This is a genomic window from Vibrio sp. ES.051, from assembly GCF_002563795.1.
In the GTDB taxonomy this organism is placed as follows: Bacteria; Pseudomonadota; Gammaproteobacteria; order Enterobacterales; family Vibrionaceae; genus Vibrio.
The window spans coordinates 108,297-125,874 of the sequence record NZ_PDJL01000002.1; the positions used below are offsets into that span (position 1 = coordinate 108,297).

Sequence of the window (17,578 nt, forward strand, 5' to 3'; positions counted from 1 at the left end):
ATGGTCGAATCGCTTTAATTGTCATGAACTTCTCTCCCCGTCTATGTCGTAGTAGATCACATAGAAAGACGGCAACCCTATGTGACATCCCTGTTTGTTGTCAGGTTATCAATAGGTTGGGCATCTGGTGTCGCATGGGGCAGTACTAAGTGAGACCGCTATCGCTATTTAGAGAAGTGGTTTGAAGTTGGGGGCTTTTAATTGACGGCGGTGTAGGTTGTTGTTCTGAAAAGGTGATGTGGGTTTTATGTGCTTCTAGCCACGCCACTAACGGTGGTGTATTAGAAACCGTAACAGTGATGTGTAAATACGTATCGAACTCAGAGATACGTTGGTCGTTGGAAAGTGGTGTCCGGTAGAGATGTTCACCAGCTTGTTTAGTAATAGTGAATTCGAGTGTATAACGCTTGTGCAGCGAATTGGAGTATTCCGATATCGCATGTTGCAAGTCGAAGTCTGTTGGGTAGTCGAATACAAATGTTGATAGTGTGACTTTGTGAACACGGCTGACGTCAACAAAAATGCAGTCTCCAGATCCTTTCTGGCGGCACACCAACATCAATGTATTGCTTTGCTGGACAAGCCCTAATGGCATGACATCTTTTCTGTATTTCTTTCCTTCAGAGTAATAGTGCAAGCTTAACCAGCGATTGAGATAGAGCCCTTGACTGATCGTAGAGTAAATGTCTGGGTTGATATTTTCACTTAGTTGGTAAGCATTTTGAAATACAACCTTTCTCAGCCATTGGGATTCTTTCGATTCCTGACCGAGAGATTTCAGATGGTAATTTGCATCTGCAAATAAGCTATGGAAAGTATGGGTTACATTGGACGGGATTAAAAAATGAATGTGAGACTCAACCAGACACAACAATAGTGCCTCTTGAGTACCGGAGCCAACAAGAGATTTAGTTTGCTTTCGTTGGTATCCATAAGGTTTGTCACGAGCATCTCGGTCAATATCAAAATATTCAAGTAACACATCAAGGTTACGTTGAATCGTTCGAATATCTCTATCAATGCCTATCTCCTGAAGCTGTGCTTTGAGATCAGAAGCCGTGACTTTATGCCAATACGGTATGCGCTTGTATAGCTCAAGCGCTAGCACCATATGCTGGCGAGTGCTCACATGAGTAGATTTACTCATCATGCGCACCTTTAGCGAAGCGGATCAAAATAGAGGTGACGGTATAACGATCTTGGAACAAGTCACTCTCACTCTATTGATAGCAAGAGACGAAGCTCTACACGCTAGGCTTTAAGGTGAGTTGATTGTATGAGTAGCTTGGGCATCTGGTGTCGGATGAAAGCGTACAATTGAGATTAATTGAATAATCGAGGTGGGCATAATGAACTCCTATGCTGGTGGATACATAGAAGTGATATATGTTTGAAATATATTAGATTAGAAGTAAATACGATCAATTGATAATGAAAATCATTAGTGTTAATGATTTTTGGTTGGGATACGAAATTGCACCATCATAGCCAGTGCCGTACCCCAAGCCGTACCCAGAGTTAATTTTCAGGTGATGGGATTTATGTAACTATTTATTTTTTAAGTTCTAATAGTACGCCCGCTTCCATGTGGTGGGTAAATGGGAATTGGTCAAACAGAGCAAAACGCGTCACGTTGTGTGTTTCGCATAGAATGTCCAAGTTCTCTTTTAGAGTCTTAGGGTTGCAAGAGATGTACATGATGCGTTCGTAACCTTGTACCATTTTACAAGTATCGACATCCATCCCAGCACGTGGAGGGTCGACAAAGATGGTGTTGCAGTTGTAGCTCTTCAGATCCACACCTGCATCTTGTAGACGACGGAATTCACGCTTACCTTCGATCGCCTGAGTAAATTCTTCGGCTGATAAGCGTAGGATTTGTACATTATCAATCTCGTTCGCGGCAATGTTGTATTGCGCAGATACGACCGATGGTTTGGCAAGTTCTGTCGCCAGAACGCGGTCGAAGTTCTGTGCCAGCGCCAGAGAGAAGTTACCGTTACCACAGTAAAGCTCGAGTAGGTCACCTGTGCTCCCTTGAGTACAGTCTACCGCCCACTCCAACATTTTCTCCGCTACCTTGCCGTTAGGCTGGGTAAAGCTGTTTTCTACCTGTTGGTAGATGTAAGTCTGGCCATTCACGTCCAGCTTCTCAATCACGTAATCGCGGTCTAGAACGATTTTCATCTTACGTGCACGACCAATGATGTTGAGATTAAAACCTTCATCATTCAAACGCTGTTTCAGTGCTTTTGCGTTTTCAATCCACTCGTCATCGAGCTGACGATGGTAAAGCAGTGAAACCAGAATCTCACCGCTTAGCGTCGATAGGAAATCCACTTGGAACAACTTACGGCGTAGTGAGTCGTTGTCTTTCATTGCTTCAATCAATAGTGGCATCAAGTCATTGATCAGGCGACTGGCCGTCGGAAATTGGTCAACGCGATATTTCTCGCGGGTTTCCTGATCGAACATGATGTAGTAAAGGTCTTCACCTTCATGCCACACGCGGAACTCAGCACGCATACGGTAATGCTGCTCTGGTGATTCAAACACTTCCAGTTCTGGCGCTTTGTATGGAGCGAACATGTCAGTGAGACGTTCGACTTTTTCAGCCAGTTGTTCTTGGTAGCATTGTGGGTTTACATCAAGAGTCGCCATGATCTTACCTTTTATGGTGCATTCAATTTAAGAGCGCAGATTTTATTCAATCTCAATAGGATGTCCAGTTTTGTGTCGGATTCACCTTGCTATCAGCTGTAAAAATAGTGGTGGATGGCAACGGAAACTAGACAAATGAACCATAGCTGAATACTATCGGCGATAGCTGGTGCTATCTGGAAATCTAGATGGCCAAAAGGGAATCTGGTGCAACTCCAGAACTGACGCGCAGCGGTAAAAGAGAACGAACGCTCATTCAGACACTGCATTAGTTTATGTGGGAAGTCGAGCAACTAGGCGGTACCAACCTCGCTCTTAAGTCCGAATACCTGCCAGCAGCCGAGTCTCAATCATTCGAAGCCTTCGCTTCAAACTCGGTAGGATTTACGCGATTTAGGATAATATAATGAGAAAAACATTTCTTGCGATCACGTGTGCATCGCTGCTTTTACCCACCGCTTATCTACAGGCCAAAGAAACCTCTATTGACGAAACCATCGTTGTCACCGCGAACCGCTTTGAGCAAGCAGAAAGCCACACTCTGGCGGAACTCGAAGTTATTACTCGACAAGACCTCGACCGTATTCAAGCGAAAACCCTACCGGATGTATTTCGCCGCCTTACGGGTATTCAAGTCTCGCAAAATGGTGGTCGTGGCCAGTTAGCTTCTTTATTTGTTCGTGGTACCAGTTCAGACCAAGTACTGGTGCTGGTTGATAGCGTACGTTTTGCGCGTGCAGCGAAAGGGGCGGTGGATTTCAACCAAATCCCACTTACTTACGTTCAACGCATTGAATACGTGCGTGGTGCGCGTGCGTCACTTTATGGTTCAGAAGCGATTGGTGGCGTGATCAATATCATCACCATTGCGCGTGCTGACGAAGAAGGATCGAAGTTAAGCGCGGGTTTAGGTAGTTTAGATTACCAAAAACTGAGTGTCGCATCTGGCATTAAAGTCAGTGATAGCGGCCAGCTGAATATCGCGCTTGGTAGTGAAAGTGATGATGGCTATAACGTTCGCCCTGTACCGGGAGTTAATGACGGCGATCGCCATGGTTTTGAGACTAAGAATGGTCTGCTAGGTTACGTGCATAACTTCAATGACCAGTGGTCCGCATTTGGTAACCTACGTGCTTACGAAAATGTTTATCAATATGACAGCAGCTACGGCAGTCGCGGTTATTACGAAGCAGAAAAAGACGATCTTTCTGCCACTCTTGGCGGTAAGTATCAGTCTGATAATGTGATGTCAGAACTACAAGTGACGGCACAGAAACAGAAGTCTTGGGACTACGAGCAAACAAAAGGTAAACACTCAGGTACTGAAGATGAACTTGAGCAGCAAAATGTACAGTGGACTAACAGTTACTTGCTAAACAACAATACGACGTTTGCTGGTGGTATTGATTGGCGCAATGAATCTTATAAAGACAAGAGTGCGAATAAAACGTTTGATCGTACCCATGGCGCTTTGTTTGGTATGGCAACCACCAGTATTGATAAAGCAATGCTTGAGGGCAGTGCTCGCCTTGATGATAACGAAGAATACGGCAGTGAGTTTACTTACAGCTTAGCGGCTGGTTACCAGTTTGTGCCAGAGTTTGGGGTTAAAGCCTCTTTTGGTACTGCGTTTAAGGCGCCAAACCTATATCAACAGTATGACCCAACGTACGGCGAGAAAGATCTGAAGCCGGAAGAGTCAGATGCTTGGGAGCTAACATTCAGCGGTGATGTCCAAGGCGTTTTTTGGTCCTTAACGGGTTATGACTATAAAATCACGAATCTTATCGATTACCATCCAACCACATATAAATATTTGAATGTTGATGGTGAAACACATATCCAAGGTGTGGAGCTCGTTGCTGAGTTTGATACAGGGATTGTGCAGCACCAGTTGAGTGCGGATTACAAAGATGCGGAAGACGATAAAGGGCATCAGTTGCAGCGCCGCGCTAAAGAAATGTATAAGTGGAATGCTTTCGTCAGCTTTGAGAAAATTGACTGGTCGATTAGCTATCAGTACGTAGGTAAGCGTCCAGATGTGGATTACAACATTTGGCCTTCACAAAATATCACGCTGTCTTCTTACTCGTTGGTTGATACCGCAGTGAGTTATTACCCGAACGAATCAACTTCCATTAGTGCTCGTATCGATAATCTATTTGACGAAGAGTATGAGATGGCAAAAGGCTATACTGCCGCAGAGCGAGCATACTATCTAAACGTTGGCTACGAATTCTAATCGAGAATGAAAACAAACCGCCTTCGGGCGGTTTTTACTTATTATCATTGTAATGGAAATAGAATGACGAAACCTAAGCAAGTGGTGATCAGTTGGTCCAGTGGTAAAGATTCGACACTAACGCTTGAGCGCCTTAACGAGAATCCAAACTATCAAGTTGTTGGTTTGTACACGACTTACGTAGGGAAAGAAGTACCTTTTCAAGCAACGCCGCTTGAAGTGGTACAAATGCAAGCAGACTTACTTGCGCTTCCGCTTATTACGATTGAACTGCCTGAAGTATTTCCGAGTCACGACATTTATCAATCGATAATCGTGAATGCATTAACTGAAAGTAAGCTTGAGATAGAAGGCGTCGCGTTTGGCGATATGTTCTGCAATGGCATTGCCGGTTACCGACGCCGTTATATTGAACCTGCAGGTTGGGAGTGCGTCTTTCCCCTGTTAGGGGAGAGCAGTGAAAAGCTAGCGATGGAAATCATAGAGCGTGGCATTCAAACCATGTTGATCACCACCGACGGAAGTGTCCTCCCTTCAGAATGGTGCGGGCGTTGGTATGACAAAGCTCTAATAAAGTCATTACCAGGCCAGATTGATCCCTGTGGAGAAAATGGTGAATTTCACACATTGGTCACGTCTTCGCCGTCTTTTCAAGGACATATTGAGCTGACAAAGCGAAATGTAGAATCTGGAGATAGATTCAGCCATCAAAGATACCACGCCAAAGCATTGCCAAAACAAATCTAACCAGTATGATCGCAACGTTTTTGTTCTTTAGGTAAGGCTCGTGCGAGTAGCAAGTAAGAAAAAAGTCCTAGTATTTGATTCCGGTGTCGGGGGATTATCTGTATTCCAAGAAATACACCGTCTTTTACCGCAACTAGACTACTTATACTTATTCGATAATCAGGCTTATCCTTATGGTGAACTCGATCAAGATGTACTGATCAAACGCGTTAATCAGCTTGTTACTTCACTAGTAGAAGAGCACCAAGTAGATATTGTCGTGATTGCTTGTAACACGGCGAGCACCATTGTGCTTCCCTCCCTACGCGAGAATCTACCTATTCCAGTGGTTGGAGTCGTTCCCGCGATCAAGCCTGCCTCATTTTTGGCATCAAAAGGTGTTGGTCTTATCGCAACACCAGCGACCATCACGCGCCAATACACTCACGAACTGATACGCGAGTTTGCTCAAAACAAACGAGTTGAGTTATTAGGGTCTACCCGTCTAGTCGATATGGCAGAAGAAAAGCTACGTGGTAAAAGGGTTTCGGCTTCAGAGTTGAAAAACATTCTTCAACCTTTACGCGATAAAGTGGATGTTGCGGTACTTGGCTGCACACATTTCCCATTGATTAAAGATGAAATCCATCAAGCCTTGGGTGGAGAAGTTGTACTCGTGGACTCTGGGCAAGCAATTGCCCGCCGAGTGAAGGGGCTACTATTAAATGACGCATTAGAAGTAGGTAACAAAGAGGGGGCTAAGACGATTTATGCCAGTGCACCTCCTTGGGAAGAAGATGCACTGAATATCTGTCTAGCGGAGTTAGGATTTAATCCTGTTCAAGTTTATCGCCATCCGGATGTTTAGGATCGTTCGCAATTCTAACCTTCAGCGTCCGCTCCATATATTCCTTTTCATTGAGTTTCGCGATAGCGGGTTTAGCATCAGCCGCTGCCATAACAACAAAGCCGAAACCTCTTCTTTTACCAGTACGCTTATCTTTCATTAAGCGTACTGCATATACTTGGCCATAGTTAGAAAACAAATCTCTAACATGACTTTCATTCGCTTTATAAGGAAGGTTGCCGACATATAAAGTTTTGGTCGATGGGTCCGAGTCCGTTGATTTAATAGAGGGTGTTCGGCTAGAAAGTGAAAATAAAAAAGCAGTAGCGGCAACACCGATGAGAAAGCTTAAAGCTGGTGGGATGGTAACTAGAGAGAATACAATTCCCCCAATGATGGCCAACCCGGCACATAAAATTAGATTTTTTTTAGATGTCATTTTAATTACTACACATAGTGATAAAGAGATCGATGGTCCATTAATAGAATAGACATATGAATCTTACGTATATGGCTGGTTTTTTTCCAACCAATTGCTGTGATATGTCTCAAATGTGACGAAGAAATATGCAAATCTTGTTCTTTTGGTGAATTAATCACCGATTAAGTGTTTTTTTGTAAAAAACGCTTGTGCTAATTTCTCAGCTCCCTATACTGCGCATCCACCGACACGGAGTGAGACGAGAGTCACACGAGAGTCGGAGAAAAGAGAGAAAAGAAATTTGAAAAAATGCTTGACTCTCTCGCGGTGCAAAGTAAGATACGCACCCCTAACGTCGAGTAAGCAAGCTGCTGAAAGCGTTAGAAAAGCTCTTTAACAATATAGACCTATCAATCTGTGTGGGCACTCGTTGATGATAATCAAATTAGAAGCTTAGGCTTCAAATACGGTTTCAATGAACTGAGTGACCAATCGAGATTAACTTGTTTAATCTTGGCACAGTCAATTCATTATCGTTCTGTTGGAACGATAATAGCTTTAAAATTACGTTTGTAGTTTTGAAGTCAGTATTCGTTGAGCCGACAAAATCTTAAATTGAAGAGTTTGATCATGGCTCAGATTGAACGCTGGCGGCAGGCCTAACACATGCAAGTCGAGCGGAAACGACAACATTGAGCCTTCGGGTGATTTGTTGGGCGTCGAGCGGCGGACGGGTGAGTAATGCCTAGGAAATTGCCCTGATGTGGGGGATAACCATTGGAAACGATGGCTAATACCGCATAATGCCTACGGGCCAAAGAGGGGGACCTTCGGGCCTCTCGCGTCGGGATATGCCTAGGTGGGATTAGCTAGTTGGTGAGGTAAGAGCTCACCAAGGCGACGATCCCTAGCTGGTCTGAGAGGATGATCAGCCACACTGGAACTGAGACACGGTCCAGACTCCTACGGGAGGCAGCAGTGGGGAATATTGCACAATGGGCGCAAGCCTGATGCAGCCATGCCGCGTGTATGAAGAAGGCCTTCGGGTTGTAAAGTACTTTCAGTCGTGAGGAAGGGGATATCGTTAATAGCGGTATTCTTTGACGTTAGCGACAGAAGAAGCACCGGCTAACTCCGTGCCAGCAGCCGCGGTAATACGGAGGGTGCGAGCGTTAATCGGAATTACTGGGCGTAAAGCGCATGCAGGTGGTTTGTTAAGTCAGATGTGAAAGCCCGGGGCTCAACCTCGGAATAGCATTTGAAACTGGCAGACTAGAGTACTGTAGAGGGGGGTAGAATTTCAGGTGTAGCGGTGAAATGCGTAGAGATCTGAAGGAATACCAGTGGCGAAGGCGGCCCCCTGGACAGATACTGACACTCAGATGCGAAAGCGTGGGGAGCAAACAGGATTAGATACCCTGGTAGTCCACGCCGTAAACGATGTCTACTTGGAGGTTGTGGCCTTGAGCCGTGGCTTTCGGAGCTAACGCGTTAAGTAGACCGCCTGGGGAGTACGGTCGCAAGATTAAAACTCAAATGAATTGACGGGGGCCCGCACAAGCGGTGGAGCATGTGGTTTAATTCGATGCAACGCGAAGAACCTTACCTACTCTTGACATCCAGAGAAGCCGGAAGAGATTCTGGTGTGCCTTCGGGAGCTCTGAGACAGGTGCTGCATGGCTGTCGTCAGCTCGTGTTGTGAAATGTTGGGTTAAGTCCCGCAACGAGCGCAACCCTTATCCTTGTTTGCCAGCGAGTAATGTCGGGAACTCCAGGGAGACTGCCGGTGATAAACCGGAGGAAGGTGGGGACGACGTCAAGTCATCATGGCCCTTACGAGTAGGGCTACACACGTGCTACAATGGCGCATACAGAGGGCGGCGAGCCAGCGATGGTGAGCGAATCCCAAAAAGTGCGTCGTAGTCCGGATTGGAGTCTGCAACTCGACTCCATGAAGTCGGAATCGCTAGTAATCGTGGATCAGAATGCCACGGTGAATACGTTCCCGGGCCTTGTACACACCGCCCGTCACACCATGGGAGTGGGCTGCAAAAGAAGTAGGTAGTTTAACCTTCGGGGGGACGCTTACCACTTTGTGGTTCATGACTGGGGTGAAGTCGTAACAAGGTAGCGCTAGGGGAACCTGGCGCTGGATCACCTCCTTATACGAAAGATTATTGCGATGAGTGTTCACACAGATTGATACGGTTTATAAAGTTTAAGAGACGATACTGGGTCTGTAGCTCAGGTGGTTAGAGCGTTCGCCTGATAAGCGAGAGGTCGGTGGTTCGAGTCCACTCAGACCCACCAATTTCCTTCCCAGAAAATTGGCATACAGTATCGACACCTGATGGGGCTATAGCTCAGCTGGGAGAGCGCCTGCCTTGCACGCAGGAGGTCTGCGGTTCGATCCCGCATAGCTCCACCATCTTTAAGTGCATTCAATGAGTGTGTTTAAACATGGTTTTCATTAGAAAACTTTGCTCTTTAACAATTTGGAAAGCTGACTGATAACAACAACGTTGTTATCAAATAAAGTTCTCAATGTTTATCGTAAAGATAAACACCAAAACAACACATTCAAGTGTTCTTGGGAATATCACTATTACAGTGATTATTCGAAATTGAGTCCGGCAAAATCGAAATGTCTCTCGCTCATTCAAATAATGAGAGACAACTTTGGTGATTTGAACATCAACTCGAAACTCCTTCGGGTTGTATGGTTAAGTGACTAAGCGTACACGGTGGATGCCTTGGCAGTCAGAGGCGATGAAGGACGTATTAACTTGCGATAAGCCCAGATTAGGCAGTAAAAGCCACTTGAGTCTGGGATTTCCGAATGGGGAAACCCACTTACATAAGTAAGTATCGCTGCGTGAATACATAGCGTAGCGAGGCGAACCGGGGGAACTGAAACATCTAAGTACCCCGAGGAAAAGAAATCAACCGAGATTCCGAAAGTAGCGGCGAGCGAAATTGGACTAGCCCTTAAGCTTTATAGGCGTCAGGTGAACAAGCTGGAAAGCTTGGCGATACAGGGTGATAGCCCCGTAACTGACGACGCATATGCAGTGAAATCGAGTAGGGCGGGACACGTGATATCCTGTCTGAATATGGGGGGACCATCCTCCAAGGCTAAATACTACTGACTGACCGATAGTGAACCAGTACCGTGAGGGAAAGGCGAAAAGAACCCCTGTGAGGGGAGTGAAATAGAACCTGAAACCGTGTACGTACAAGCAGTAGGAGCACCTTCGTGGTGTGACTGCGTACCTTTTGTATAATGGGTCAGCGACTTATATTCAGTGGCAAGGTTAACCATCTAGGGGAGCCGTAGCGAAAGCGAGTGTTAACTGCGCGACTTAGTCTCTGGATATAGACCCGAAACCAGGTGATCTAGCCATGGGCAGGTTGAAGATTGAGTAACATCAATTGGAGGACCGAACCGACTAATGTTGAAAAATTAGCGGATGACTTGTGGCTAGGGGTGAAAGGCCAATCAAACCTGGAGATAGCTGGTTCTCCCCGAAAGCTATTTAGGTAGCGCCTCGGACGAATACTACTGGGGGTAGAGCACTGTTAAGGCTAGGGGGTCATCCCGACTTACCAACCCTTTGCAAACTCCGAATACCAGTAAGTACTATCCGGGAGACACACGGCGGGTGCTAACGTCCGTCGTGGAGAGGGAAACAACCCAGACCGCCAGCTAAGGTCCCAAATTACTACTAAGTGGGAAACGATGTGGGAAGGCTCAGACAGCCAGGATGTTGGCTTAGAAGCAGCCATCATTTAAAGAAAGCGTAATAGCTCACTGGTCGAGTCGGCCTGCGCGGAAGATGTAACGGGGCTAAGTAGTAAACCGAAGCTGCGGCAATACTCTTTGAGTATTGGGTAGGGGAGCGTTCTGTAAGCGGTTGAAGGTGTGTCGTAAGGCACGCTGGACGTATCAGAAGTGCGAATGCTGACATGAGTAACGATAATGGGGGTGAAAAACCTCCACGCCGGAAGACCAAGGGTTCCTGTCCAACGTTAATCGGGGCAGGGTGAGTCGACCCCTAAGGCGAGGCCGAAAGGCGTAGTCGATGGGAAACGGGTTAATATTCCCGTACTCAATCAAATTGCGATGGGGGACGGAGAAGGCTAGGTGGGCCTGGCGACGGTTGTCCAGGTTCAAGTGCGTAGGCTGAAGAGTTAGGTAAATCCGGCTCTTTTTAAGGCTGAGACACGACGTCGAGCATCTACGGATGTGAAGTCATTGATGCCATGCTTCCAGGAAAAGCCTCTAAGCTTCAGATTTGATGGAATCGTACCCCAAACCGACACAGGTGGTCGGGTAGAGAATACCAAGGCGCTTGAGAGAACTCGGGTGAAGGAACTAGGCAAAATGGTACCGTAACTTCGGGAGAAGGTACGCTCTTGGCGGTGAAGTCCCTTGCGGATGGAGCTACTAGGAGTCGCAGATACCAGGTGGCTGCAACTGTTTATTAAAAACACAGCACTGTGCAAAATCGTAAGATGACGTATACGGTGTGACGCCTGCCCGGTGCCGGAAGGTTAATTGATGGGGTTAGACTTCGGTCGACGCTCTTGATCGAAGCCCCGGTAAACGGCGGCCGTAACTATAACGGTCCTAAGGTAGCGAAATTCCTTGTCGGGTAAGTTCCGACCTGCACGAATGGCGTAATGATGGCCACGCTGTCTCCACCCGAGACTCAGTGAAATTGAAATCGCTGTGAAGATGCAGTGTACCCGCGGCTAGACGGAAAGACCCCGTGAACCTTTACTACAGCTTGGCACTGAACATTGACCCTACATGTGTAGGATAGGTGGGAGCCTTTGAAGCACGTACGCCAGTATGTGTGGAGGCAACCTTGAAATACCACCCTTGTAGTGTTGATGTTCTAACTTAGCCCCCTCATCGGGGGTGAGGACAGTGCCTGGTGGGTAGTTTGACTGGGGCGGTCTCCTCCCAAAGCGTAACGGAGGAGCACGAAGGTGGGCTAAACACGGTTGGACATCGTGTGGTTAGTGCAATGGCATAAGCCCGCTTGACTGCGAGAATGACAATTCGAGCAGGTGCGAAAGCAGGTCATAGTGATCCGGTGGTTCTGAATGGAAGGGCCATCGCTCAACGGATAAAAGGTACTCCGGGGATAACAGGCTGATACCGCCCAAGAGTTCATATCGACGGCGGTGTTTGGCACCTCGATGTCGGCTCATCACATCCTGGGGCTGAAGTCGGTCCCAAGGGTATGGCTGTTCGCCATTTAAAGTGGTACGCGAGCTGGGTTTAGAACGTCGTGAGACAGTTCGGTCCCTATCTGCCGTGGGCGTTGGAGAATTGAAAGGGGCTGCTCCTAGTACGAGAGGACCGGAGTGGACGAACCTCTGGTGTTCGGGTTGTGTCGCCAGACGCATTGCCCGGTAGCTAAGTTCGGGATCGATAACCGCTGAAAGCATCTAAGCGGGAAGCGAGCCTTGAGATGAGTTCTCCCTGATACTTTAAGTATCCTAAAGGGTTGTCGTAGACTACGACGTTGATAGGCAGGGTGTGTAAGTGCTGCGAGGCATTGAGCTAACCTGTACTAATTGCCCGTGAGGCTTAACCATACAACACCCAAGGGGTTTTGATGGGCTCAATACAAGAAAACTTGATTGTGTTAAGAACTGAAACAGCTTTCCAGATTATTAATTACTGCGTTGGCGGTAGTTAAAAAGAATTTGCTTGGCGACCATAGCGTTTTGGCCCCACCTGACTTCCATGCCGAACTCAGAAGTGAAACGAAATAGCGCCGATGGTAGTGTGGGGTTTCCCCATGTGAGAGTAGGACATCGCCAGGCTTTAATTTCGACTTTGCTTATTCGTTAAGCAAGTCACCATAGAGTTCTAAATTTGTTTAGAATTTTATGTTGACTTTCAAAGTGGGAAGCGTATTATACGCACCTCGCTTAAGTGCTAAGGCACTGAAAGCCAAGTTCTTTAACAATATAGACCTATCAATCTGTGTGGGCACTCGTTGATGATAATCGAATTAGAAGCTTTTGCTTCAAATACGGTTTCAATGAACTGAGTGACCAATCGAGATTAACTTGTTTAATCTTGGCACAGTCAATTCATTATCGTTCTGTTGGAACGGTAATAGCTTTAAAATTACGTTTGTAGTTTTGAAGTCAGTATTCGTTGAGCCGACAAAATCTTAAATTGAAGAGTTTGATCATGGCTCAGATTGAACGCTGGCGGCAGGCCTAACACATGCAAGTCGAGCGGAAACGACAACATTGAGCCTTCGGGTAATTTGTTGGGCGTCGAGCGGCGGACGGGTGAGTAATGCCTAGGAAATTGCCCTGATGTGGGGGATAACCATTGGAAACGATGGCTAATACCGCATAATGCCTACGGGCCAAAGAGGGGGACCTTCGGGCCTCTCGCGTCGGGATATGCCTAGGTGGGATTAGCTAGTTGGTGAGGTAAGAGCTCACCAAGGCGACGATCCCTAGCTGGTCTGAGAGGATGATCAGCCACACTGGAACTGAGACACGGTCCAGACTCCTACGGGAGGCAGCAGTGGGGAATATTGCACAATGGGCGCAAGCCTGATGCAGCCATGCCGCGTGTATGAAGAAGGCCTTCGGGTTGTAAAGTACTTTCAGTCGTGAGGAAGGGGATATCGTTAATAGCGGTATTCTTTGACGTTAGCGACAGAAGAAGCACCGGCTAACTCCGTGCCAGCAGCCGCGGTAATACGGAGGGTGCGAGCGTTAATCGGAATTACTGGGCGTAAAGCGCATGCAGGTGGTTTGTTAAGTCAGATGTGAAAGCCCGGGGCTCAACCTCGGAATAGCATTTGAAACTGGCAGACTAGAGTACTGTAGAGGGGGTAGAATTTCAGGTGTAGCGGTGAAATGCGTAGAGATCTGAAGGAATACCAGTGGCGAAGGCGGCCCCCTGGACAGATACTGACACTCAGATGCGAAAGCGTGGGGAGCAAACAGGATTAGATACCCTGGTAGTCCACGCCGTAAACGATGTCTACTTGGAGGTTGTGGCCTTGAGCCGTGGCTTTCGGAGCTAACGCGTTAAGTAGACCGCCTGGGGAGTACGGTCGCAAGATTAAAACTCAAATGAATTGACGGGGGCCCGCACAAGCGGTGGAGCATGTGGTTTAATTCGATGCAACGCGAAGAACCTTACCTACTCTTGACATCCAGAGAAGCCGGAAGAGATTCTGGTGTGCCTTCGGGAGCTCTGAGACAGGTGCTGCATGGCTGTCGTCAGCTCGTGTTGTGAAATGTTGGGTTAAGTCCCGCAACGAGCGCAACCCTTATCCTTGTTTGCCAGCGAGTAATGTCGGGAACTCCAGGGAGACTGCCGGTGATAAACCGGAGGAAGGTGGGGACGACGTCAAGTCATCATGGCCCTTACGAGTAGGGCTACACACGTGCTACAATGGCGCATACAGAGGGCGGCGAGCCAGCGATGGTGAGCGAATCCCAAAAAGTGCGTCGTAGTCCGGATTGGAGTCTGCAACTCGACTCCATGAAGTCGGAATCGCTAGTAATCGTGGATCAGAATGCCACGGTGAATACGTTCCCGGGCCTTGTACACACCGCCCGTCACACCATGGGAGTGGGCTGCAAAAGAAGTAGGTAGTTTAACCTTCGGGGGGACGCTTACCACTTTGTGGTTCATGACTGGGGTGAAGTCGTAACAAGGTAGCGCTAGGGGAACCTGGCGCTGGATCACCTCCTTATACGAAAGATTATTGCGATGAGTGTTCACACAGATTGATGGTTTAGAAGCGAAAGCTTCGAGCTATAATTGCTCTTTAACAATTTGGAAAGCTGACTGATAACAACAACGTTGTTATCAAGTAAAGTTCTCAATGTTTATCGTAAAGATAAACACCAAAACAACACATTCAAGTGTTCTTGGGAATATCACTATTGCAGTGATTATTCGAAATTGAGTCCGGCAAAATCGAAATGTCTCTCGCTCATTCAAATAATGAGAGACAACTTTGGTGATTTGAACATCAACTCGAAACTCCTTCGGGTTGTATGGTTAAGTGACTAAGCGTACACGGTGGATGCCTTGGCAGTCAGAGGCGATGAAGGACGTATTAACTTGCGATAAGCCAGATTAGGCAGTAAAAGCCACTTGAGTCTGGGATTTCCGAATGGGGAAACCCACTTACATAAGTAAGTATCGCTGCGTGAATACATAGCGTAGCGAGGCGAACCGGGGGAACTGAAACATCTAAGTACCCCGAGGAAAAGAAATCAACCGAGATTCCGAAAGTAGCGGCGAGCGAAATTGGACTAGCCCTTAAGCTTTATAGGCGTCAGGTGAACAAGCTGGAAAGCTTGGCGATACAGGGTGATAGCCCCGTAACTGACGACGCATATGCAGTGAAATCGAGTAGGGCGGGACACGTGATATCCTGTCTGAATATGGGGGGACCATCCTCCAAGGCTAAATACTACTGACTGACCGATAGTGAACCAGTACCGTGAGGGAAAGGCGAAAGAACCCTGTGAGGGGAGTGAAATAGAACCTGAAACCGTGTACGTACAAGCAGTAGGAGCACCTTCGTGGTGTGACTGCGTACCTTTTGTATAATGGGTCAGCGACTTATATTCAGTGGCAGGTTAACCATCTAGGGGAGCCGTAGCGAAAGCGAGTGTTAACTGCGCGACTTAGTCTCTGGATATAGACCCGAAACCAGGTGATCTAGCCATGGGCAGGTTGAAGATTGAGTAACATCAATTGGAGGACCGAACCGACTAATGTTGAAAAATTAGCGGATGACTTGTGGCTAGGGGTGAAAGGCCAATCAAACCTGGAGATAGCTGGTTCTCCCCGAAAGCTATTTAGGTAGCGCCTCGGACGAATACTACTGGGGTAGAGCACTGTTAAGGCTAGGGGTCATCCCGACTTACCAACCCTTTGCAAACTCCGAATACCAGTAAGTACTATCCGGGAGACACACGGCGGGTGCTAACGTCCGTCGTGGAGAGGGAAACAACCCAGACCGCCAGCTAAGGTCCCAAATTACTACTAAGTGGGAAACGATGTGGGAAGGCTCAGACAGCCAGGATGTTGGCTTAGAAGCAGCCATCATTTAAAGAAAGCGTAATAGCTCACTGGTCGAGTCGGCCTGCGCGGAAGATGTAACGGGGCTAAGTAGTAAACCGAAGCTGCGGCAATACTCTTTGAGTATTGGGTAGGGGAGCGTTCTGTAAGCGGTTGAAGGTGTGTCGTAAGGCACGCTGGACGTATCAGAAGTGCGAATGCTGACATGAGTAACGATAATGGGGGTGAAAAACCTCCACGCCGGAAGACCAAGGGTTCCTGTCCAACGTTAATCGGGGCAGGGTGAGTCGACCCCTAAGGCGAGGCCGAAAGGCGTAGTCGATGGGAAACGGGTTAATATTCCCGTACTCAATCAAATTGCGATGGGGGGACGGAGAAGGCTAGGTGGGCCTGGCGACGGTTGTCCAGGTTCAAGTGCGTAGGCTGAAGAGTTAGGTAAATCCGGCTCTTTTTAAGGCTGAGACACGACGTCGAGCATCTACGGATGTGAAGTCATTGATGCCATGCTTCCAGGAAAAGCCTCTAAGCTTCAGATTTGATGGAATCGTACCCCAAACCGACACAGGTGGTCGGGTAGAGAATACCAAGGCGCTTGAGAGAACTCGGTGAAGGAACTAGGCAAAATGGTACCGTAACTTCGGAGAAGGTACGCTCTTGGCGGTGAAGTCCCTTGCGGATGGAGCTACTAGGAGTCGCAGATACCAGGTGGCTGCAACTGTTTATTAAAAACACAGCACTGTGCAAAATCGTAAGATGACGTATACGGTGTGACGCCTGCCCGGTGCCGGAAGGTTAATTGATGGGGTTAGACTTCGGTCGACGCTCTTGATCGAAGCCCCGGTAAACGGCGGCCGTAACTATACGGTCCTAAGGTAGCGAAATTCCTTGTCGGGTAAGTTCCGACCTGCACGAATGGCGTAATGATGGCCACGCTGTCTCCACCCCGAGACTCAGTGAAATTGAAATCGCTGTGAAGATGCAGTGTACCCGCGGCTAGACGGAAAGACCCCGTGAACCTTTACTACAGCTTGGCACTGAACATTGACCCTACATGTGTAGGATAGGTGGGAGCCTTTGAAGCACGTACGCCAGTATGTGTGGAGGCAACCTTGAAATACCACCCTTGTAGTGTTGATGTTCTAACTTAGCCCCCTCATCGGGGTGAGGACAGTGCCTGGTGGGTAGTTTGACTGGGGTCTCCTCCCAAAGCGTAACGGAGGAGCACGAAGGTGGGCTAAACACGGTTGGACATCGTGTGGTTAGTGCAATGGCATAAGCCCGCTTGACTGCGAGAATGACAATTCGAGCAGGTGCGAAAGCAGGTCATAGTGATCCGGTGGTTCTGAATGGAAGGGCCATCGCTCAACGGATAAAAGGTACTCCGGGGATAACAGGCTGATACCGCCCAAGAGTTCATATCGACGGCGGTGTTTGGCACCTCGATGTCGGCTCATCACATCCTGGGCTGAAGTCGGTCCCAAGGGTATGGCTGTTCGCCATTTAAAGTGGTACGCGAGCTGGGTTTAGAACGTCGTGAGACAGTTCGGTCCCTATCTGCCGTGGCGTTGGAGAATTGAAAGGGGCTGC

General features: G+C 47.8%; 6 protein-coding genes, 2 tRNA genes, 5 rRNA genes and 1 riboswitch. Of the genes, 10 read left to right on the forward strand and 3 right to left on the reverse strand.

All coding sequences use genetic code 11. The features are described 5' to 3' along the window. Window positions 1–145: 145 nt before the first annotated feature. Together ATG66_RS00570 and trmA are read right to left on the reverse strand one after the other, a co-directional pair. On the reverse strand, window positions 146–1,147 hold the full coding sequence (locus ATG66_RS00570) for a helix-turn-helix transcriptional regulator (protein ID WP_098413495.1): 1,002 nt from the start codon (window positions 1,145–1,147) through the stop codon (window positions 146–148). A gap of 404 nt (window positions 1,148–1,551) precedes the next feature. Further along, on the reverse strand, window positions 1,552–2,661 hold the full coding sequence (gene trmA / locus ATG66_RS00575) for a tRNA (uridine(54)-C5)-methyltransferase TrmA (RefSeq protein ID WP_098413496.1): 1,110 nt from the start codon (window positions 2,659–2,661) through the stop codon (window positions 1,552–1,554). A 150-nt stretch (window positions 2,662–2,811) separates the two neighbouring features. Continuing rightward, window positions 2,812–3,012: riboswitch (cobalamin riboswitch) on the forward strand. A 55-nt stretch (window positions 3,013–3,067) separates the two neighbouring features. Between trmA and btuB the strand changes: the two genes are divergently transcribed. The 3 genes from btuB (at window position 3,068) to murI (ending at window position 6,497) form a co-directional block, all read left to right on the forward strand. Next, window positions 3,068–4,903, forward strand: coding sequence for a TonB-dependent vitamin B12 receptor (btuB, locus tag ATG66_RS00580; protein WP_098413497.1), 1,836 nt, complete (start codon window positions 3,068–3,070; stop codon window positions 4,901–4,903). A 63-nt stretch (window positions 4,904–4,966) separates the two neighbouring features. Next, window positions 4,967–5,650 (forward strand): ATPase, encoded by a 684-nt coding sequence (locus tag ATG66_RS00585; protein ID WP_098413498.1) that lies wholly within the window; start codon window positions 4,967–4,969, stop codon window positions 5,648–5,650. A gap of 40 nt (window positions 5,651–5,690) precedes the next feature. Further along, window positions 5,691–6,497 carry a glutamate racemase gene (murI, locus tag ATG66_RS00590; RefSeq protein ID WP_098413499.1) on the forward strand — a complete coding sequence of 269 codons (807 nt, stop codon included), beginning with the start codon at window positions 5,691–5,693 and terminating at the stop codon, window positions 6,495–6,497. Here the strand turns inward: murI and ATG66_RS00595 are convergent. Further along, a complete protein-coding gene (locus tag ATG66_RS00595; RefSeq protein WP_098413500.1) occupies window positions 6,460–6,915 on the reverse strand; it encodes an RNA-binding protein in 456 nt (151 codons plus the stop codon). The two genes, murI and ATG66_RS00595, sit on opposite strands and share 38 nt — an antisense overlap. A gap of 594 nt (window positions 6,916–7,509) precedes the next feature. Between ATG66_RS00595 and ATG66_RS00600 the strand changes: the two genes are divergently transcribed. The 7 genes from ATG66_RS00600 to ATG66_RS00630 form a co-directional block, all read left to right on the forward strand. Further along, a 16S ribosomal RNA gene (locus tag ATG66_RS00600) occupies window positions 7,510–9,062 on the forward strand. 68 nt (window positions 9,063–9,130) lie between these two features. Beyond that, window positions 9,131–9,207: transfer RNA gene (locus ATG66_RS00605), tRNA-Ile, on the forward strand. Between the two features lie 42 nt (window positions 9,208–9,249). Beyond that, window positions 9,250–9,325: transfer RNA gene (locus ATG66_RS00610), tRNA-Ala, on the forward strand. A 293-nt stretch (window positions 9,326–9,618) separates the two neighbouring features. After that, window positions 9,619–12,507, forward strand: a 23S ribosomal RNA gene (locus ATG66_RS00615). A 114-nt stretch (window positions 12,508–12,621) separates the two neighbouring features. Further along, window positions 12,622–12,738 (forward strand): 5S ribosomal RNA (gene rrf / locus ATG66_RS00620). A 358-nt stretch (window positions 12,739–13,096) separates the two neighbouring features. Beyond that, window positions 13,097–14,648, forward strand: a 16S ribosomal RNA gene (locus tag ATG66_RS00625). A 309-nt stretch (window positions 14,649–14,957) separates the two neighbouring features. Next, window positions 14,958–17,578 (forward strand): 23S ribosomal RNA (locus tag ATG66_RS00630); the annotation flags it as partial.

Excerpts from the sequence above, each read along its gene's own strand:
- ATG66_RS00570 (WP_098413495.1), bottom strand. The coding sequence starts at position 1,147 with ATGAGTAAATCTACTCATGTGAGCACTCGCCAGCATATGGTGCTAGCG.
- trmA (WP_098413496.1), bottom strand. The coding sequence starts at position 2,661 with ATGGCGACTCTTGATGTAAACCCACAATGCTACCAAGAACAACTGGCT.
- btuB (WP_098413497.1), top strand. The coding sequence starts at position 3,068 with ATGAGAAAAACATTTCTTGCGATCACGTGTGCATCGCTGCTTTTACCC.
- ATG66_RS00585 (WP_098413498.1), top strand. The coding sequence starts at position 4,967 with ATGACGAAACCTAAGCAAGTGGTGATCAGTTGGTCCAGTGGTAAAGAT.
- ATG66_RS00595 (WP_098413500.1), bottom strand. The coding sequence starts at position 6,915 with ATGACATCTAAAAAAAATCTAATTTTATGTGCCGGGTTGGCCATCATT.